The sequence below is a fragment of the Paraburkholderia sp. J12 genome (genome assembly GCF_905220215.1).
GTDB lineage: Bacteria > Pseudomonadota > Gammaproteobacteria > Burkholderiales > Burkholderiaceae > Paraburkholderia.
In genome coordinates this window covers 468604-487900 of sequence record NZ_CAJMZC010000001.1, presented here as the reverse complement: position 1 = coordinate 487900, position 19297 = coordinate 468604, and the positions used below count along the sequence as shown (strand labels likewise).

The window sequence follows — 19297 nt, the reverse complement described above, 5'->3', positions numbered from 1 at the left end:
GTCGGCGGCCAGGCCGTCGCAAAGGATGCCAGCGACGTGGCGATGGGTGTCGGCGCGACGGCCGGCACGGGCACCGGAACGGGCGGCAATCTCGCGTTGGGCAATCAGGCGGCAGCGACCGGCGGCAATTCGATCGCACAGGGTGCGGGCGCCGCGGCCAGTTCGGCCGGCGCGGTGGCGATGGGAAATTTGGCGACCGCCGCCGGCCCGCAGGCCGTCGCGATGGGCGCCACAGCCACGGCTTCCGCGTCGGGCGGCGTGGCCCTCGGCTCGGGCGCGACTGCGAAGAATGCCAACGATGTTGCGCTTGGCGCGGGTTCGGCGACGGGCGCAACCATCGCGACGTCCAGCGTGACCGTCAACGGGACGAGCTATGCGGTTGCCGGAGCGGCCCCGAAGAGTACGGTGAGCGTAGGCGCCGTGGGGAGCGAACGCACGCTGACGAACGTGGCCGCAGGCGGGGTGAGCGCGACGTCCACCGATGCGGTGAATGGTTCGGAACTCTATGCGACGAACCAGGCGATCACGACGGGTTTGAGTACTGCGAACAGCAGCGTCGCTTCGCTGTCGACCTCGGCGTCCACCGGACTTGCTTCGCTTTCGACTGGATTGAACGCGACGAACAGCACGGTTGCGAGCCTCTCGTCGTCGACGTCGACGAGTGAGGCCTCGCTGTCGAGCGGGCTGACAACGTTGTCGACCTCGACGTCAACGGGCCTTGCTTCGCTGTCGACCGGGTTGGACACGACGAACACCACGGTTGCGAACCTCTCGTCGTCGACGTCGACGAGTGAAGCCTCGCTGTCGAGCGGGCTGACGACGCTGTCGACCTCGACGTCAACGGGTCTTGCTTCGCTATCGACCGGGTTGGACACGACGAACAGTACGGTTGCGAGCCTCTCGTCTTCGACGTCGACGAGTGCAGCGTCACTGTCGAGCGGGCTGACGACGCTGTCGAGCTCGACGTCAACGGGTCTTGCTTCGCTGTCGACCGGGTTGGACACGACGAACAGCACGGTCGCGAACCTCTCGTCGTCGACCTCGACGAGCGAAGCCTCACTGTCGAGTGGGCTGACGACGCTGTCGAGCTCGACGTCAACGGGTCTTGCTTCGCTGTCGACCGGGCTGGACACGACCAACAGCACCGTCGCGAACCTCTCGTCGTCGACGTCGACGAGCGAAGCCTCGCTGTCGAGCGGGCTGACGACGTTGTCGACCTCGACGTCAACGGGGCTGGCTTCGTTGTCGACCGGGTTGGACACGACGAACAGTACGGTTGCGAACCTCTCGTCGTCGACGTCGACGAGTGAAGCCTCGCTGTCGAGCGGGCTGACGACGCTGTCGACCTCGACGTCAACGGGTCTGGCTTCGCTGTCGACCGGATTGAACACGACAAACAGCACGGTTGCGAATCTATCGTCATCGACATCGACGAGTGCAGCGTCACTGTCGAGCGGGCTGACGACGTTGTCGACCTCGACGTCAACGGGTCTGGCTTCGCTGTCGACCGGTTTGGACACGACGAACAGCACGGTCGCGAACCTCTCGTCGTCGACCTCGACGAGTGAAGCCTCGCTGTCGAGTGGGCTGACGACGCTGTCGACCTCGACGTCAACGGGTCTTGCTTCGCTGTCGACCGGGTTGGACACGACGAATAGTACGATTGCGAACCTCTCGTCGTCGACATCAACGAGTGAGGCCTCGCTGTCGAGTGGGCTGACGACGCTGTCGACCTCGACGTCAACGGGGCTGGCTTCGCTGTCGACCGGATTGGATACCACCAACAGTACGGTTGCAAGTCTCTCGTCGTCGACGTCGACGAGTGAAGCCTCACTGTCGAGCGGCCTGACGACGTTGTCGACCTCGACATCAACGGGTCTTGCTTCGCTGTCGACCGGGTTGGACACGACGAATAGTACGGTTGCGAACCTCTCGTCGTCGACATCGACGAGTGAGGCCTCGCTGTCGAGTGGGCTGACGACGTTGTCGACCTCAACATCAACGGGTCTTGCTTCGCTGTCGACCGGATTGGACACGACGAACAGTACGGTTGCGAGCCTCTCGTCGTCGACGTCGACGAGTGAAGCCTCGCTGTCGAGCGGGCTGACGACGCTGTCGACCTCGACGTCAACGGGTCTTGCTTCGCTGTCGACCGGGTTGGACACGACGAACACCACGGTTGCGAACCTCTCGTCGTCGACGTCGACGAGTGAAGCCTCGCTGTCGAGCGGGCTGACGACGTTGTCGACCTCAACATCAACGGGTCTTGCTTCGCTGTCGACCGGGTTGGACACGACGAACAGCACCGTCGCGAACCTCTCGTCGTCGACATCGACGAGCGAAGCCTCGCTGTCGAGTGGGCTGACAACGTTGTCGACCTCGACGTCAACGGGTCTTGTATCGCTGTCAACCGGGTTGGACACGACGAACAGCAGCGTCGCGAACCTCTCATCGTCAACATCGACGAGCGAAGCCTCACTGTCGAGCGGCCTGACGACGCTGTCGACCTCGACATCAACGGGAATGGCTTCGCTGTCGACCGGATTGAACACGACCAACAGCACGGTCGCGAGCCTCTCGTCATCGACCTCCACGAGCGAAGCTTCACTGTTGACCGGGCTTACTACGCTGTCCACCTCGACATCAACAGGTCTTGTTTCACTTTCAACCGGTATCGACACCGTCAACAGCAATCTCAGCAGCTTGTCTTTGTCGACCTCGGCCGGGCTCAGTCAACTATCCACGGGCTTCGTCTCGCTTTCGACGAACGTAGTCACGCTTTCGACGACCGTTTCGACCGGCCTCGCATCGCTCTCCACGGGCCTCAGCACGAGTAATAGCAATGTGGCGAGCCTCTCGACATCGAACGCTTCGCTTTCGACGAGTCTGAACACGACCAACAGCACGGTCGCGAGCCTGTCAGCTTCGACGTCTTCGAGTGCTGCATCGCTGTCGACGAGCATCAACGCGACCAACAACAGTCTCGCAACGCTGTCGTCTTCGACCTCGTCGAGCCTGAACGCGCTTTCCACGACGATCGACACGACCAGCAGCAAGCTCACGAGCCTTTCGACGTCCACCTCGCAAGGCATGCAGTCCCTGTCGACAGGGCTCTCGACGACCAACACGGCTCTCACCAGTCTATCCACCACCGTCAACAACGTGACCGGCGGCTACAGTTCGATGTCGGCGGGCTATGCGTCGCTCTCTACCGGCCTGGGTTCGCTTTCGACAACCGTGTCGTCGGTTATGCCGCTTGCAAAGATGGTGCAAGCCGTCAACGCGCAGGGCGCTGCATTCACCGGCACGATGGCGGGCGGCCGGAACGCCGACGGCTCCATGCAGACGCAAGGCGCCACCGGCCAGGCTGTCCACAGCGTCGATGCCGCGGCGTGCTCTTCCGCCTCGGGCGTAGACGCGACGGCTTCCGGCGTGTGCGCTCAGGCCCACGGCAACGGCGCGACGGCGTTCGGTTCGAACGCGCAGGCAAAGGCAGCGAACACCACCGTGGTCGGCTTCCGCGCGAGCGCCGGCAACGCGGGGGCCGTGGCGATCGGCTATAACGCCCAGGCCACGGGGGACCCCACGGTGGCGGTGGGTGCAAACTCGGCGGCGACCGGCAACAATTCCGTCGCGCTCGGAGCCGGCGCACAAGCGACCAGCAACAACGCCGTCGCGCTGGGAGCGGGGTCCGTCGCGAACGAAGACAACACGGTTTCGGTGGGCTCCCAAGGCAACGAGCGGCGCCTCACCAACGTAGCGGCGGGCGTGGCCCCGACCGATGCGGTCAACATGGGGCAATTGGGCAATGCCATCGGCGCGGTCAACAACCAGGTCAACGAGGTCGCGCGCAACGCGTACTCGGGCGTCGCGGCCGCGACCGCATTGACGATGATCCCCGACGTCGATCCCGGCAAGACGCTGTCCCTTGGTGTCGGTGCGGCGACGTACAACGGCTATCAGGCCATGGCGATCGGCGGTACTGCTCGCATTACCCAGAACCTCAAGATGCGCGTCGGGGTCGGTATGAGCAGTGCCGGAACGGCGGCGGGCGTGGGCGCTTCGTACCAATGGTGACGGGCGCGTCCTGAGTCGTGTCGGCGAGGCGGGCATTCGCGCGCGAATTCCCGCTTCGCCGCTTGCGGAGCAATGAGTCATGCGTATCGGGATCTCGGTGCTGAGTCGTGCGGGACACAGCATCTGGCAGAACGGCCTCGGCCAGAACGTAGTATTTCTCGCCCAGCTGTTTCAGCGGCTGCCGTTCGTCCAATCCGTTGTACTGATCGATGTGGGCAGCGAGGGCGCCATGCCGCCGGAGGTCGATGCCGTGGCCAACGGCTTGCGTGTCGTGAACCAGAGCGAAGCGACCGATCTCGTCGATGTCGTCGTCGAAGCGGCGGGCAACCTCGACAACAAGTGGCTCGATCTCATGCGCCGACGCGGGTGCAAAGTCGTGTTCTATTGCTGCGGTCAGCCGTATGCGGCGTTGGTCGAGCCGGCAATATTCGGGCGTCCCGGATGCGCATCGCGTCCGGATCGCTGCGACGAGGTCTGGCTGTTCGGGAAGGACCGGTCAATGATCCCGATGATGCGCACGCTGCATCGCTGTCCGGTGCATGAAGTGCCCTTCATCTGGCACGCAGGATTCGTACAGTTACGCATGGAGCAGGCACGTGAACATGGCGTGCAGTTCGGCTACCTGAACAACCGGCAGTCAGGAGCAGGATTGCGTGTCGCGATCTTCGAGCCCAACGTTTCGGTGGTGAAATCGTGCAGCGTGCCGATGCTCGTATGCGACGAGGCCTCGCGCGAGTCGCCGGAAAGCGTTCAGGAGATGCACGTACTCAACACGCTGCACATGAAGGACCACGCAACGATGCTGCATCTGGCCAACTCTCTCGATCTCGTTCACCGGCATCGAGCCCGCTTTCATGGACGTCACGACATCGTCGGCTTCATGGGGCAGTATGCGGATGCGGTGGTCGCGCATCAATGGCAAAACGAACAAAACTACGCTTATCTCGACGCGCTGTACGGCGACTACCCGCTCGTGCACAACTCGCCGTGGCTCGCGAAAGCCGGCTACTACTATCCGGGTTTCGACATGGTGGAGGGCGGGCGTCAACTGCTGCGCGCCTTGCGCGAGCATGATGCGACACTCGGCGAATATCGGCGGCGCTCGCATGCGATATTCGACGCCGTCGATCCTTTTGCGTCGCGCAATCTCGATGCGTATGCCCGGCGGCTGCTTGCGCTGGCCGGAAAAGTCGCGCAGGAGGAGGGGTGCGATGCACATTAAGCGAGCCGCGCCGCGCCGGCTGAAGGTCGGCGTGTCGTTATACGTGCGCAAGGGTGGCCAGTCGCTGTGGGAGAACGGAATCTTCCAGAACTGTCTCTTTCTCGTGATGCTCCTGCGGCTCGTGCCTTCGGTAGAGCAGGTCTTCATCGTCATGGGAGGGGATGGCAGCGAGGAAGACGCGCGGCGCGTCGTGGCCGACGTGGCGGTGCCGGTCCTGACCTTGCAGGACGCTGCGAAGCGGCTCGATCTGATGATCGAAATGAGTGCGCAGCTCGACCGCGAGTGGGTGGTCGATTTCCGGGCGCGCGGCGGAAAAATCGTTTCGATGCGCGTGGGAAACGACTATGTAATCGATGTCGAGCGGATGACCTTCGACCTGCCCAATGCGCTGCTGATCAGCGGGGCGCCCTATCATGAAGTCTGGACTTTGCCGCAGTACGAGCATAGCTGTGCACCGTATTACAGCAGCGCCATGCGCGTGCCGGTGCGTATCGTGCCGCATATATGGAGCCCGCTCGTACTCGATCGCGCGATAGGGCGCGACGCGCAAACTCAAGCGTCGTTCGGCTATCTGCCCGGACGGCGCCGCTGGCGGGCGGGTATCTTCGAACCGAACATCTGCATGGTGAAGACGAGCCCGATTCCCATGCTGTGCTGCGAGAGCGCGCATCGACTGAATCCGGAAGTGCTTGAGCATGTATGGGTTTACAGCACGCTCAAACAAAAGGAGCACGCGGGCTTCGCGAACTTCTCGGCGAGTCTCGATATCGTGAAGCACGGCATTGCGACGTTTGAAGGGCGATTCCCGTTCCACCAGATGATGGCTCGCTGCGTGGACGTGGTGGTGGCGCACCAGTGGGAGAACGCGCAGAACTATCTTTACTACGAGGCGCTCTACGGCGGCTATCCGCTGCTGCACAACTCGCATCTGGTGGGCGGATGTGGTTATCGTTATCGCGACTTCGACTGCGAGGAGGGCGGTCTCGTGCTGTTGCGCGCATTCGTGGCGCACGATGCGAATCTGGCTGGCTACCGCGATGCGGCGCGCGTTTTCTTGCGCACGCTGGCGCCCGATCATGCGCCAAACGTCGAGGCGTACAGCGCGGCGATCGATGCGCTGTTCCTTGCCGGGGGCCGCTCATGCGCGGCTTGAGAGTCGGCATAACCATCGGACTGCGCGAGCCCGACGAAACGCTATGGAACAACGGCATCAAGCAGAACGCCGTTTTTCTCTCCGATGCCTTGCGTCGCTGCCCGAGTGTCGAAAGTGTGGTGCTCGTCAATACGACGTCGGTGCCGGTAACGTTCGCACTGCCGTGGGACGCCGCACGATGGCCGACATGGTCCTTCGACGACGTGAAGGACCGGCTCGATATCCTGATCGAACTCGGCGGTCAGATCGACGGCGCACGCACCGACTACCTCAAGTCCCGCGGCGCAAGACTGGTTTCTTATTGCTGCGGCTCCGAGTACATCCTCGCTGTAGAAGCCATGATGTTCGGCAAGTCGTTGTGGGGGGGAAATCTCTTCGTCAACGACCGCTACGACGATCTCTGGTTCATCCCGCAGGTCGCGGGAAACACGCAGAGTTACCTTGAGGTCATGAGGCGGCAGACGGGGCGCGTCGTGCCGTTTGTCTGGAGCCCGGAGTTCGTCGAAGCGCGCAGTCGCGGTTTTCCGCATGGCGGCATTTACCAGCCGCGCAATCTGCCGCGCAGGCTCACGGTGATGGAGCCCAACATCAACATCGTGAAGTTTTGTCTGTATCCGATTCTGATCGCCGAACTCGCATACCGCGCGCGCCCGGACGATATCGAATTGCTCCAGGTGACCAATGCGTTGTCGATGGCCCAGATGCACCCCGACTTTATCGCGCTGATGAATCATCTCGACATCGTGCGCAGACATAAGGCCGTCTTTACGGGGCGTCACGAAACGCCGACGTTTCTGGCGCAGAATACGGACATTGTGATTTCGCACCAGCTGGAAAACCCGCTGAACTATTTCTATCTCGAGGTGTGCTGGCAAGGCTACCCGTTGATCCACAACGCCACGCTGTGCGCGGACCTTGGCTACTACTACGAGGGGAACGATGCGCAAAGAGGAGCTGCGCGGGTGTGCGAAGCTATGGACCATCACGACGTTTCCGACGCCTATCGATTGCGCCAGCGTCGCCTGATTGGCCGTTATGCGCCCGATTCGGAGGAGGTGGTGCGGAAATACGAGGCGTATATTTGCCAGCTGATGAGCCGGCCGGTGCGCAAGTCGTCGGGATGAGCGCTCGCACTGATCGGCGCCCCCGCGGTCGGCTGATGGGGCCTCTCCCGCTGTCATTGCTCACCCCTCATCGCAGAGGGCTATTACGCATGACGCATGCGTTAGAGCACAAAAGCAAAAAACCCCGCTGCGACAAGGCTTTGCGGGGTCTTGCTGAACTGCTTCATACGACCATAAACAGCTTGATGGTGCCCAAGAGAGGACTCGAACCTCCACAGTGTTGCCACCGCCAGGACCTGAACCTGGTGCGTCTACCAATTCCGCCACCTGGGCAAGGTGTCGCTCGTTGCGCGGTGTGTCGTGCAGCGAAGAAGAAGATTATAGCCTGCCAGTTTTGGCTGTCAAGCATTTCTTGAAAAAAGCGCGAACGGCGACGTCCCGCCGGCGTTCGCGCCGAAATGACGCGGCAAACTTGCCCCGGCATCGGCACCCCAGCGCCATCGCCCCGATAGCGGATCGTCACAACAGCGTCATCAACCGTGCTGCGCAGGCCGCCCGCAAGGCAAACGCGGGGCCCGATCCGCGTTAGCGGGGTGCGACACGGGTGTTAGAATGCCTCGCAGTATGTCCCTTCGCCAGGCGTCGCCTGGCAAGCTGTAAGCAGCACTCGAAGACCGGGGCGCCGTCCTGCATGTTTCGGGCGACGCGGCAAATCCGATATCGACGCAACGAGAACAACCATCGACAAGCCCTTGAGCAAATATCCGTACCCGATTCCCAGCCGCGAAGAGATCCTCGGCGTGCTGCGGACCAGCGAAACGCCCTGCACCGCGAACGATATCGCCGAGGCGCTCGCCATCAAGCGTCAGGAGCGCGAAGGGTTCTTCAGGCGGCTCGCCGCGATGGAGCGCGACGGGCAGATCCGGCTCGATTCGCGCGGCCACTACCAGCTGGCGCATCCGTCGAGTTTCGTCGCGGGCCGCGTGCAGGGCCACCGCGATGGCTATGGCTTCCTCGTGCGCGACGACGGCCAGGACGACTTGTTCCTGCCACAGGGCGAAATGCAGAAGGTCATGCACAACGACCGCGTGCTTGCGCGCATCGTCGGCTACGACCGGCGCGGCCGGCCCGAAGGGCATATCGTCGAGGTCACCGACCGCGCCAACACGCGCGTGATCGGGCGTCTGCTCAATGAGAACGGTGCGCTCATCGTGGCGCCGGAAGACAAGCGCATCGGCCACGACATCCTCGTTACGCAGAACCCGAAGAAGGCCAAGGTCGGGCAGGTGGTGGTGGTCGAGCTCACCGATTTCCCGAGTCGCCACTCGCAGCCGCTCGGCCGCGTGGCCGAGGTGCTGGGCGATATCGACGACCCCGGCATGGAGATCGAGATCGCCGTGCGCAAGTACGGCGTGCCGCACGAGTTCAGCAAGGCCGCGCTCGACGAGGCCGCGAAGCTCCCCGACGCCGTGCGTCCCACGGACATCCGCTACCGCGTGGATCTGCGCGACGTGCCGCTCGTGACGATCGACGGCGAAGATGCGCGCGATTTCGACGACGCGGTCTTTTGCGAGCCGATGCAGGTGGGCCGCGGCGAGGGCTTCCGCCTGATCGTGGCGATCGCGGACGTCTCGCACTACGTGCTGCCGGGCAGCGGCCTCGACGTCGACGCGATCGAGCGCAGCACCTCGGTGTATTTCCCGCGCCGCGTGATTCCGATGCTGCCGGAGAAGCTCTCGAACGGCCTCTGTTCGCTCAACCCGCACGTGGACCGCTGCGTGCTGGTGTGCGACATGGTCATCACCGCGCGCGGCGAGATCAAGGCGTATCAGTTTTATCCGGGCGTGATGCACTCGGCGGCGCGGCTCACCTATACCGAGGTCGCCGCGGTGCTCAAGAACACCAAGGGGCCCGAGGCCACGCGGCGTGCGGCGCTGCTGCCGCAGCTGCAGAACCTCTACGGCGTGTACAAGGCGCTCTTTGCCGCGCGCCAGAAGCGCGGTGCGATCGACTTCGACACGACCGAAACGTATATCGTCTGCAACGCGCAGGGCAAGATCGAGCAGATCGTGCCGCGCCAGCGCAACGACGCGCACAAGCTGATCGAAGAATGCATGCTCGCGGCCAACGTGTGCGCCGCGGACTTCATGAAGCGCAACAAGCATCCGGGCCTCTATCGCGTGCACGCGGGCCCGAGCGCCGAAAAGCTCGAAAACCTGCGCACCTTCCTGCGCGGCATGGGCCTGACGCTCGGCGGCGGCGACACGCCTCACGCGAGCGACTATGCGGCGCTCATGGCCCATATCCGCGACCGGCCCGACGCGCAGATGCTGCAGACCATGCTGCTGCGCTCGATGCAGCAGGCCGTCTACAGCCCGGACAATATCGGTCACTTCGGTCTCGCCTACGAGGCCTACGCGCACTTCACGAGCCCGATTCGCCGCTATCCCGACCTGCTGACGCACCGCGCGATCTACGCGATACTGCAGGGCAAGAAGTACCAGCCGGTCGCGCCCCACGGCGTCGAGCTCAATACGGCGCTCTCGCCGCGCGCCCGCGCGCTGCAGGCCGAGGACGAGGAAAAGCGCGGCAAGCGCGCGCGCGGCGGCAATACGGCGATCTGGGAGGAGCTGGGGCTGCACTGCTCGGCCAACGAACGCCGTGCGGACGAAGCCTCGCGCGACGTCGAGGCCTGGCTCAAGTGCTACTTCATGCGCGACAAGCTCGGCGAGGAGTATGGCGGCATGGTGAGCGGCGTGACGTCGTTCGGCATTTTCGTGCAGCTCGATTCGCTCTTCATCGAAGGTCTCGTGCACGTGACGGAACTGGGTTCCGACTACTTCCAGTACGACGAGATCAAGAACGAGCTGCGCGGCGAGCGCACCGGCATCCGCTACCGCCTCTCGGACCGCGTGCGCGTGCAGGTGAGCCGTGTCGATCTCGACGCGCGCAAGATCGATTTCCGTCTCGTGCGCGATACGCCGGTCAAGCCGTCCGGCAACCGTCCGGCGTCCATGGACAAGGGTTCGGTCGAAGGCGGCCCGCGCGTGCGCGCGCTGCCGGCCGTGGAGGCGCCGCGCCGCAAGAAGGCCGCCCCCGCGCCGGGCGCAGCGGTGAAGGAAGCGCGCGCGGCGCGCGGCGCGGCGAAGACCGCGAAGAAGCGCGCTGCCTCCAAGTCGGCGGCGAAAAAGCCGGCTCCGCGCAAGAAGCGCTAAGGGCATAAGGGCCGCCAAGGCGCGGCGCGCGTTCCCCGCAGTGTCCGGGACGTGCGCCGCGATGCCCGGTCCGCGCCCGCGGCCGGGGAAGTTTCAGTCGTTTGCGAAGTGTCGCGAGGCAGCCCTTGCCTCGCGACACTTTGCAGACCGTTCATCAGGGGTTGTTCGAAGTCATGTCACGTCTCAAGGTTCTTTACGGATTTCATGCGGTGACCGCACGCCTGCGGCACGACGCGTCCACGGTCGAGGATGTCTATTACGATCAGACGCGGCGCGACCGCCGCATGCAGGATTTCCTGCACGCCGCAAAGGACGCCGGCGTGCGCCTGATCGCCGCCGACGAAACGCGCCTGTGGGGGCTCGCCCACACGGAGCGCCACCAGGGGGTCGTCGCGCGCGTGCACGACCTGCCGCTCGCGCAGAATCTGGCCGAGCTGCTCGACGGCATTTCCGGTGCGCCGCTGCTGCTCGTGCTCGACGGCGTGACCGACCCGCATAACCTCGGCGCGTGTCTGCGCGTGGCCGACGCCGCCGGCGCCCACGCCGTGATCGCGCCGCGCGACCGCGCAGTGGGCCTGAACGCGACGGCCGCGAAGGTGGCGAGCGGCGCGGCCGATACGGTGCCCTATATCACCGTGACGAATCTCGCACGCGCGTTGCGCGAACTGAAGGATGCAGGCGTGTGGGTGGTCGGCACGGCCGGCGACGCCAGCGCGAACCTCTACCAGACGAAGCTCGAAGGCCCGGTTGCGCTCGTGATGGGCGCCGAAGGCGAGGGCATGCGCCGTCTTACGCGCGAGACCTGCGACGAGGTCATGCACATTCCGATGGCGGGCACGGTGGAAAGCCTGAACGTTTCCGTTGCCTCCGGCGTGTGCCTGTTCGAAGCCGTGCGTCAGCGGGCCGTCGCGCGCTGAAGGACGACCCGGACGACCCCGACGACGCGCCGCGAGCCCGCATGATTCCGCTCCGCCTTGCGCCGCGCGCGGCCGCCGTCGCATTGACGCTCGCGCTGGCCGCCTGCGCCAGCAGCACGATGGTCGATCGCGGCGCGTATGTCGCCGATACGCACTACCACGCGCAGAGCGCCGATTCGCGCATCCGCTTTCTCGTGATGCACTACACGGAGATCGACGAAGCCGAATCGCTCAAGGTGCTCACGACCGAAGCGGTCAGCGCGCACTATCTCGTGCCCGCCGATCCGCCGCTGCAGAACGGCAAGCCGGTGGTCTGGCAACTGGTGCCGGAATCGCAGCGCGCCTGGCATGCGGGCGTGAGCGAGTGGCAGGGCACGACGGAGCTGAACGCGGCCTCGATCGGCATCGAGAACGTCAACGCCGGCCCGCGCGATACGCCGCAGGGCCGCGTATGGGCGCCGTGGCCGCCCGCGCAGGTCGATGCGATCATCCGCCTGGCGAAGGACATCGTGACGCGCTACGGCATTCCGCCCACGCGCGTGGTGGGCCATAGCGACATCGCTCCCCAGCGCAAGACCGACCCGGGGCCGCTGTTCCCCTGGAAACATCTCTACGACGCAGGCGTGGGCGCATGGCCCGACGACGCTACGGTCAAGGCCGATCTGGCCGGCCGCGCGCCGGACTCGCCGGTGGACGTGCGCGGCCTGCAACTGAAGCTCGCGCGTTATGGCTACGACGTCGCGACCGATGGCGTGCTCGACGGGCCCACGCGCCGCGTGATCGCCGCCTTCCAGATGCACTTTCGCGCGCGCGATTATTCGGGCACGCCCGACGCCGAAACGGATGCAATCGCGCAGGCGCTCCTCGACAAGTACCTGCCCGCCCAGCCGGGCGAACCGGACCTCACGCGCTGAATGCCGGGGCCGTGCCGGCGGCGCCCGCGAGGGCAGCGCGGCCGACTCCGGTAAACTAGGCGTTTTCCCGCTTTTTCTCTCCTCAGGCTGTTCCCTCATGACCCAAGACGAACTCAAGCAACTGGTCGGCCAGGCCGCCGCCGACTATGTGAACGCGAACGTGCCGGAAGGCGCCGTGATCGGCGTCGGCACCGGCTCGACCGCGAACTGTTTCATCGACGCGCTCGCCGCCAGCAAGGGCCGTTACCGCGGCGCCGTGTCGAGCTCCGTGGCGACCACGGCGCGCCTGCAGTCGCACGGCTTTCGCATTTTCGACCTCAACGACATCGAATCGCTGCCCGTCTACGTGGACGGCGCCGACGAGATCGACGCGCAGGGCGCGATGATCAAGGGCGGCGGCGGGGCGCTCACGCGCGAGAAGATCGTGGCGTCGGTGTCCGACGTGTTCGTCTGCATTGCCGATGCGAGCAAGCGCGTCGACGTGCTCGGCCAGTTCCCGCTGCCCATCGAAGTCGTGCCGATGGCGCGCACGGCAATCGGCCGGCGCGTGAGCGCGCTGGGCGGCGTGCCCGTTCTGCGTGTGCAGAAGGACGGCTCGCCCTACATCACCGACAACGGCAACGAGATCCTCGACGTGAAAGGCCTGCGTATCAGCGAGCCGCGCGCATTCGAGGCGCAGGTCAACGCGTGGCCGGGCGTCGTGACCGTGGGTCTTTTCGCGGAGCGCGGCGCCGACCTGTGCCTCCTCGGCGCGGCAACGGGCGTCGAGCGCGTCGCCTACCCGAAGCGCTGATACCTCCACCCGGCGCGGCCCGCGCGCATGCCACGCCGGCATGAACGCGCGCCGCCGCCGCTCGCTTCGGGCAGGCGCGCAGCGCGTTCTGCCCGCTCGTTTTCCTCCTCTCAGGGCTACGTTGAAGACCGCACACAACACGTGCGGTTGCCGTAGCATTCTGCAGATCATCTGAGCTATAAATTCATTGTCCGACGACACAAAGCCGACTGGCCAGGCAAGGCGGACAGGGAGCGGTGCCTCGCGCGTGCGCGAATAACCGGCCGGCGGACCTGAGGGGAGGTTCGAAGCGAGCCGGACAAGGGGAGGAGATAACAATGAACCGATATCGTTTCAACGAGAATGCGCCCGACAAGAATGCATCGGAGTGCGTAGCAATGCGCAACGCCACGGGACCGTCTCTTTTCAGGGTCCGGATTTCAAACCCTGTTCTGGAGGACGCTCCGCATTGAACGATGCGGAGCGTGCCGCCATGCGAAAAGACACGAAAAAACAGGGGATCTGGCGCGGGTTCGCACGGCGAAGCCCGGCTGGTAACCGGCCAAAAAACGTTCGCGCGCGGGACTCGTCCCGCGCGCAACCTTCGGCGCTGCCTTACCCCACGTGCACGGCTCACTCCACCGTTTCGGCCTGACGCAGGCGCGGCAGCAGCCGGTCGAACTCGCGCCGCACGAGGCCGTAGCATTCGCAGGCGCGGGCTTCGAGGCCCTCGCGGTCCAGCACGCGGATATGGCCGCGGCTGTGGTGGATCAGCCCTTCGTCGTGCAGCTTGCCCGCCGCTTCGGTAATGCCTTCGCGGCGCACGCCGAGCATGTCGGCGATCAGTTGCTGCGTGACCGTGAGGTCGTTCGACGCCACGCGGTCCACCTCGATCAGGAGCCAGCGGCACAGCTGCTTGCTGAGCGAATGATGGCGGTTGCACGCGGCGGTCTGCGCCACCTGGGTGAGCAGGGCGTGCATGTAGAGCAGCATGAGCCGGCGCAGGAAGTCCGAGCGGGCGAACTGCTGCTTGAGGCTTTGCGCGCTCATGCGATACGCGAAGCCCGCGCATTGGACCTGGACACGGTTGGGCATGGTTTCGCCGCCCGTGAGCACCGGCACGCCGGTCATGCCTTCGCGCCCCACAGCGGCGATTTCGACCGAACTGCCGTCTTCCATCGTCGAGAGCATCGAGATGATGGCCGTGGTCGGAAAGTACACGTGATGAATGCGCTGGCCGGAATCGCAGAGCAATTGTTCGGTGCGCAGATGGACGAGTTCGAGATGCGGTGCCAGCGCCTGCCATTCGTGCGACGGCAACGCTCCCAGCAAATGGTTGCCGTGCAGATCGGATTGAAGGGTCAACATGATTGGTCCTCGTGCGAGGTCGCTAACGCAGCCTCGTTGTTCTTTCATCCCAGCAGGCGAATCCGTAGTTATGTGCCGTTTCCCGTACGGCTGTCCGTTCGTCTTGCCAGCCCCATAGTCCCGTGCGCGTTCGCCGTTTCGTTTCGGTCCAGGCGTTTTCGCTAGTGTGGCGTGACCTCTTTAGCAGGGTGTGTGCCAGCCAGGGGCAAAACACTGCCAGACGTATCGTTGCGGGTCGAATCGGGGTGACGGCCCGTCAAAACCCAGCGTTTTTGTTTCACTTCTGCACGATGGTTTTTGCCTTCCAGGATCATGTCCGATGAATTTTAGTGGGTCTAACGCATTGATTTTTATGTGTTATTTCATGCCTGAACGGCCGTGTACGAAGTTGACTCCAGACTGAAACATGCCCGGGGCGCATTTCGCGCCGCAGCACGGCTCCATAGAAAGGGCCTCCCGGAAACGATACAGAACTGACGCATCGCACCTGCTGTGTCCGGAAACGTTCGGCTCGTGAAACATCGTCGTGTAACGTCGCGTCACGTTACGCCGATGAACCATGCGGCCGCGCATCTCCCCTTGACAGGCCAGCCGGGGCGGGCTGCCGGGCCGGTCGTGAAACAGCGCACGATCAGTGTGTGCATGCGCACAGAGTCGTCCTTCGAGGTTTGCTCCAATGATGGCCAAAGCGGGTGCGGCCACGTCCTGAACGACGCAGTGCGGCATGCGTAACCGGACTCTTTCTCGGGAGTAGCGCGCATGAACCAGGTAGTGCCGCCTGCGGACCTGATTGCCGCGGCAAACGAAATCGAATCGGCGCTCGTCGTGCAACCGGTGATCCTGGCAGGGGGATCCGGAACGCGCCTGTGGCCGCTGTCGCGCGAGCACTGCCCGAAGCAGCTGATCGAATTGCTCGACGGCGAATCGTTGCTCGAAGCGACGGTGCGCCGTCTCGACGGCGTGTTTGCCGACGCGGATGCCGGCGACGCCGCCAATGGGCATCCGGTGTTCAAGGTGGCGCCGCTCGTGGTGAGCAGCGAGGAGCTCCATTTCATGACCGTCGATCGCCTTGTGCGCGGCGGTCTGGCCGCGCGCGTGGTGCTCGAGCCGGTTGCGCGCAATACGGCGCCCGCGCTGACGGTGGCGGCGCTTGCGGCGCAGGCTGCCGCCGCCCAGGTGCAGGGGCAGATGCAGGGGCAGGGGCAGGTGCCGTGCGGCATGGCGGCGATCGACGACGATCCCGTGCTCATCGCCATGCCGGCCGATCACCTGATTGCCGACCGCGGTGCGTTTGCGAGCGCGCTGGAGCGGGCCGTGATGCACGCGGCGCGCGGCGCGATCGTCACGCTCGGCGTGCCGCCCCAGCGTGCGGAGACCGGTTTTGGTTATATCGGCGCGGGCCGCGTGCTCGATGCCGACGGCGCGCGCATGATCGAGCGCTTCGTCGAAAAACCCAATGCCGAACTGGCGGCGCATTACGTTGCCTCCGGCGATTTCCTGTGGAACAGCGGCATCTTCGTGGTTCGGGCTTCCGTGTGGCTCGCCGCGATCGCTCACGCGAGCCCCGAAATCGCCTTGCGTTGTGCCGAGGCGTTCGAGCGCGCGCGGCTCGATGCCGAGGGCAACGTCCATCTGGAGGCAGCGGCGCTTGCCGCCTGTCCTTCCGATTCGATCGACTATGCGGTGATGGAATCGATCGGCGCCGATGCGCGTCTTGCCGGCGTCGTCGTGCCGTTCGTTGCGGGCTGGTCCGATGTCGGCGCCTGGGATGCGGTGTGGCAAGTCTCGAATAAGGACGCGAGCGGCAACGTTGCGCGCGGGCGCGTGCTGTTCGAGGACGTGAGCGATACCTTCGCTCACTCGGACGGGCGTCTCGTGGCGTGCGTGGGCGTGCGCGGCGTGGTGGTGGTCGAGACCGCGGACGCGGTGCTGGTGGCCGCCAAGGATCGCGTACAGGATGTGAAAGCGATAGTCGGCAAATTGAAAGAACAAAGCGGCGACGAGGCCCGCAATCATCGCCGCGTGGAGCGGCCGTGGGGCTGCTACGACTCGGTCGATCGAGGCGAGCGTTTCCAGGTGAAGCGCATCGTGGTGAAACCGGGTGGACGGCTTTCGTTGCAGATGCATCACCACCGCGCGGAACACTGGATCGTTGTGCGCGGAACGGCACGCGTCACGCGCGGCGACGATGTGTTCCTGCTGGCGGAAAACGAGTCCACGTATATCCCCTTAGGCGTGAAGCACCGCCTGGAGAACCCCGGCATCACGCCGCTCGAGATCATCGAGGTGCAGTCGGGCGGCTATCTGGGCGAGGACGACATCGTGCGTTTCGACGATCAGTATGGCCGCGTGCAGGCGCCACGTTAAGAGACATTTGCAGGGCATGGAGCCATGCATATGCACGGCTGGCGGGAGCGGGAAGGGGTGAAAGAAGCAGCGAAGAACGCGAAGCGGTGAACGGTAGCCCGGCATTCCGTAGCGGGTGGGCGAAGCGCCAGAAAGCCAGACGTAAAGAACTGGGCGGGCGGCAGACCCTGGGGAATCCGAAGGGACCCGGAAACGACCCGGAAAGGATCCGGAAACACCAGGTAGTCCCGATTGCACGTCGGCACGCGCAGTTCACGTCAGGAGATATCCTGGGTGGCGGGATATGCAATGAGCATGCAACGTACAACATAAATTTCGACGACGCACGAGGGCCCGCAGTAACAGGCAATGTGGGGCGACAACGCCGGATCGGGGGGGAATGTCATGGAACTGGGGAACAAGGAACGATCGCTGGTGAGCAAGGTGATGGATGGCCTGATCGCCGGCATTGTGGAAGACCGTTATGGGGCGGTGCTACCGCCTCAGGATGTGCTCTCGAAGGAATTCGACGTGAGCCGCACGGTGATGCGCGAAGCGCTCTCCATGCTGCTCGCGCGGCACATGCTCGACGTGCGCCCGAAGATCGGCACGCGCATACGGCCGATGCACGACTGGCGCATGATCGACGAAGACGTCGTGAACTGGCGCTTTCGCGCGAGGCCCGACAAGATTTTCCTGCGCGACGTGATCGAGTTTCGCGCGCTGATCGAGCCTGCCGCCTGCGGGCTCGCGGCCACGCGCGCGAGTGCCGCCGACATCGCCGGCATACGCGACGCGTTTGAAGCGCTCGGCCAGACGAGCCCGGGCGACACCGGTTGCCAGGCCGCCGACGCGCTTCTGCACACGCGCATTCTGGCCGCGAGCGGCAATCAGTTCTATCAGCAGATGGCGGCCATCATCCGTGGCGCGCTGTCGCTCGTGAATCCGATTCTCAACGAGCGCTCGGATGGTTGGGAGAACATCGTGCGTGCGCATGGCCGCATCGTCGATGCGATCGAGCGGCGCGAGGCGAAGGAGGCGGAAGCCGCCGCCGCCGCGATGATCGAGTTCACCGCCGAGGAACTGCAGCGCGCGCTCGCCGCGCCCGAAGCGCTCGCGCAACGCTAGCGCGCGCTGTCGGCGCGCGGTTGAAGTCGACGCCGCCACACGCTGTGCGGCGGCGTTGCGGCATCGCGTGCGAGCGGGTATCGTGCCTGTCTTTACGCAGACGGAGCACGCAGCGCATGAGCGGGACTGAAACGATTCGTTGGGGCATCGTGGGCGCGGGCCGCATTGCGCGGCGCTTCGCGCAGGGCGTGGCGCACGTGGAGGGCGCACGCATCGGCGCAGTCTGGTCGCGCCGCCCGGAAACCGCGGCGGCGCTCGCGCAGGAATGCTCGGCCGCTACCTGCCCGAGCTTCGAAGCGCTGCTTGCCAGCGGCATCGATGCCGTCTATATCGCCACGCTTCAGGACAGTCATGCCGACTACGCGTGCGCCGCACTCGAAGCCGGCTTGCCCGTGCTGTGCGAAAAACCCGCCACCGTGAACGCGGCGCAGCTCGAGCGCGTGCTCGACGCCGCGCGCGGGGCGCAGCGCCTCTTCATGGAGGCGATGAAGCCGCCTTTCTATCCCCTCTACCGCGCGCTGCGCGCGCATCTTGCGGCCGATCCCATCGGCGGGATCGGGCTTGTGCGGGCGGGGTGCTCGGTGGCCAACGTGGGCGCCGATCATCCGGCGTTCTCGTTCGAGCATGCGGGCGGCGCGTTGCTCGATATCGGCGTGTACGAGATGTTTCTGGCGGTGGACTGGCTGGGCGCGCCGCTCGACGTGCAGACCCTGGGCCGCCTCGGCACCACGGGCGTGGATACGTTTGCCAGCCTCAATAGCCAGCACGAACGCGGCATTGCGCAGCTGTTCTGCGGGCTCGACCTGCATGGCCGCGGCGACGCGCTGCTTGCCGGCCCGCTAGGCCACGCGACGATCCACGAGAACTGGTGGAATCCGGTGCGCGCGACGATTCGTTATGCCGACGGTCGCACGGTGGAGCTCGACGAACCCTTCGAAGGCGGCGGCCTCAACTACGAGACCGCGCACTTCTGCGAACTGCTGCGCGCAGGCGCGCTGGAAAGCCCGGTGATGACGCATGCGCACTCGCGCCGCATGATGGCAATGGCCGATGCGGCGCGCGCCGCGCTCGGCCTGCGCTTTGCCTGCGAGTGAGCGTTCTTGCGAGGCCCGGTGCCCGGT

At 64.9% G+C, this 19297-nt stretch carries 14 protein-coding genes, 1 tRNA gene and 1 pseudogene; 12 read left to right on the top strand and 4 right to left on the bottom strand.

The genetic code is table 11. From position 1 onward, the window contains the following. Window positions 1-104 precede the first annotated feature (104 nt). Complete coding sequence (locus U5760_RS02405) at window positions 105-362, bottom strand: hypothetical protein (RefSeq protein WP_322009335.1); 258 nt, start codon at window positions 360-362, stop codon at window positions 105-107. Here U5760_RS02405 and U5760_RS02400 point away from each other — a divergent pair. Further along, window positions 259-510 (top strand): annotated as a pseudogene (locus tag U5760_RS02400) (hypothetical protein); the annotation flags it as partial. The gene U5760_RS02405 and the pseudogene U5760_RS02400 sit on opposite strands and share 104 nt — an antisense overlap. Here U5760_RS02400 and U5760_RS02395 read toward each other — a convergent pair. Then, window positions 504-2636: a hypothetical protein gene (locus U5760_RS02395; RefSeq protein ID WP_322009333.1), complete on the bottom strand. Its 2133-nt coding sequence runs from the start codon at window positions 2634-2636 to the stop codon at window positions 504-506. The pseudogene U5760_RS02400 and the gene U5760_RS02395 overlap by 7 nt on opposite strands. Window positions 2637-2703: 67 nt before the next feature. Between U5760_RS02395 and U5760_RS02390 the strand changes: the two genes are divergently transcribed. The 4 genes from U5760_RS02390 to U5760_RS02375 all read left to right on the top strand — a co-directional run bounded on the left by U5760_RS02390 (window position 2704) and on the right by U5760_RS02375 (window position 7576). Further along, entirely contained in the window at window positions 2704-4077 is a 1374-nt protein-coding gene (locus tag U5760_RS02390) for a YadA family autotransporter adhesin (protein WP_322010007.1), read from the top strand. Window positions 4078-4156: 79 nt separating this feature from the next. Then, entirely contained in the window at window positions 4157-5299 is a 1143-nt protein-coding gene (locus U5760_RS02385; RefSeq protein ID WP_322009332.1) for a DUF2827 family protein, read from the top strand. Next, window positions 5289-6452: a DUF2827 domain-containing protein gene (locus U5760_RS02380; RefSeq protein ID WP_322009331.1), complete on the top strand. Its 1164-nt coding sequence runs from the start codon at window positions 5289-5291 to the stop codon at window positions 6450-6452. Before U5760_RS02385 ends, U5760_RS02380 begins: the two co-directional genes overlap by 11 nt. Continuing rightward, entirely contained in the window at window positions 6440-7576 is a 1137-nt protein-coding gene (locus U5760_RS02375) for a DUF2827 domain-containing protein (RefSeq protein WP_322009329.1), read from the top strand. The genes U5760_RS02380 and U5760_RS02375 overlap by 13 nt, the downstream gene beginning before the upstream one ends. Before the next feature lie 186 nt (window positions 7577-7762). Here the strand turns inward: U5760_RS02375 and U5760_RS02370 are convergent. After that, window positions 7763-7849, bottom strand: a tRNA-Leu gene (locus U5760_RS02370). Between the two features lie 386 nt (window positions 7850-8235). Between U5760_RS02370 and rnr the strand changes: the two genes are divergently transcribed. From rnr to rpiA, 4 genes are all read left to right on the top strand, one after another. Continuing rightward, complete coding sequence (rnr, locus tag U5760_RS02365) at window positions 8236-10731, top strand: ribonuclease R (RefSeq protein WP_415914038.1); 2496 nt, start codon at window positions 8236-8238, stop codon at window positions 10729-10731. 173 nt (window positions 10732-10904) lie between these two features. Then, complete coding sequence (gene rlmB, locus U5760_RS02360) at window positions 10905-11648, top strand: 23S rRNA (guanosine(2251)-2'-O)-methyltransferase RlmB (RefSeq protein WP_322009326.1); 744 nt, start codon at window positions 10905-10907, stop codon at window positions 11646-11648. A gap of 41 nt (window positions 11649-11689) precedes the next feature. Next, window positions 11690-12562 carry an N-acetylmuramoyl-L-alanine amidase gene (locus tag U5760_RS02355; protein ID WP_415914022.1) on the top strand — a complete coding sequence of 291 codons (873 nt, stop codon included), beginning with the start codon at window positions 11690-11692 and terminating at the stop codon, window positions 12560-12562. 97 nt (window positions 12563-12659) lie between these two features. Further along, window positions 12660-13355, top strand: coding sequence for a ribose-5-phosphate isomerase RpiA (rpiA, locus tag U5760_RS02350; protein WP_322009324.1), 696 nt, complete (start codon window positions 12660-12662; stop codon window positions 13353-13355). Between the two features lie 612 nt (window positions 13356-13967). Here the strand turns inward: rpiA and U5760_RS02345 are convergent. Next, the gene (locus U5760_RS02345; RefSeq protein ID WP_322009322.1) at window positions 13968-14702 is read right to left on the bottom strand and encodes a Crp/Fnr family transcriptional regulator; all 735 of its coding nucleotides are present in this window, start codon (window positions 14700-14702) and stop codon (window positions 13968-13970) included. A gap of 759 nt (window positions 14703-15461) precedes the next feature. Between U5760_RS02345 and U5760_RS02340 the strand changes: the two genes are divergently transcribed. The 3 genes from U5760_RS02340 to U5760_RS02330 all read left to right on the top strand — a co-directional run bounded on the left by U5760_RS02340 (window position 15462) and on the right by U5760_RS02330 (window position 19270). Beyond that, on the top strand, window positions 15462-17069 hold the full coding sequence (locus U5760_RS02340; RefSeq protein WP_322009321.1) for a mannose-1-phosphate guanylyltransferase/mannose-6-phosphate isomerase: 1608 nt from the start codon (window positions 15462-15464) through the stop codon (window positions 17067-17069). Between the two features lie 384 nt (window positions 17070-17453). Further along, on the top strand, window positions 17454-18176 hold the full coding sequence (locus U5760_RS02335) for a FadR/GntR family transcriptional regulator (RefSeq protein WP_322009320.1): 723 nt from the start codon (window positions 17454-17456) through the stop codon (window positions 18174-18176). Between the two features lie 116 nt (window positions 18177-18292). Then, window positions 18293-19270 carry a Gfo/Idh/MocA family oxidoreductase gene (locus tag U5760_RS02330; protein WP_322009319.1) on the top strand — a complete coding sequence of 326 codons (978 nt, stop codon included), beginning with the start codon at window positions 18293-18295 and terminating at the stop codon, window positions 19268-19270. Window positions 19271-19297 lie beyond the last annotated feature (27 nt).

Bases quoted from the DNA above. Each gene is read 5' to 3' on its own strand.
- U5760_RS02385 (WP_322009332.1), top strand. From the start codon at position 4,157: ATGCGTATCGGGATCTCGGTGCTGAGTCGTGCGGGACACAGCATCTGG.
- U5760_RS02380 (WP_322009331.1), top strand. From the start codon at position 5,289: ATGCACATTAAGCGAGCCGCGCCGCGCCGGCTGAAGGTCGGCGTGTCG.
- U5760_RS02375 (WP_322009329.1), top strand. From the start codon at position 6,440: ATGCGCGGCTTGAGAGTCGGCATAACCATCGGACTGCGCGAGCCCGAC.
- rlmB (WP_322009326.1), top strand. From the start codon at position 10,905: ATGTCACGTCTCAAGGTTCTTTACGGATTTCATGCGGTGACCGCACGC.
- U5760_RS02355 (WP_415914022.1), top strand. From the start codon at position 11,690: ATGATTCCGCTCCGCCTTGCGCCGCGCGCGGCCGCCGTCGCATTGACG.
- rpiA (WP_322009324.1), top strand. From the start codon at position 12,660: ATGACCCAAGACGAACTCAAGCAACTGGTCGGCCAGGCCGCCGCCGAC.
- U5760_RS02345 (WP_322009322.1), bottom strand. From the start codon at position 14,702: ATGTTGACCCTTCAATCCGATCTGCACGGCAACCATTTGCTGGGAGCG.
- U5760_RS02340 (WP_322009321.1), top strand. From the start codon at position 15,462: ATGAACCAGGTAGTGCCGCCTGCGGACCTGATTGCCGCGGCAAACGAA.
- U5760_RS02335 (WP_322009320.1), top strand. From the start codon at position 17,454: ATGGAACTGGGGAACAAGGAACGATCGCTGGTGAGCAAGGTGATGGAT.
- U5760_RS02330 (WP_322009319.1), top strand. From the start codon at position 18,293: ATGAGCGGGACTGAAACGATTCGTTGGGGCATCGTGGGCGCGGGCCGC.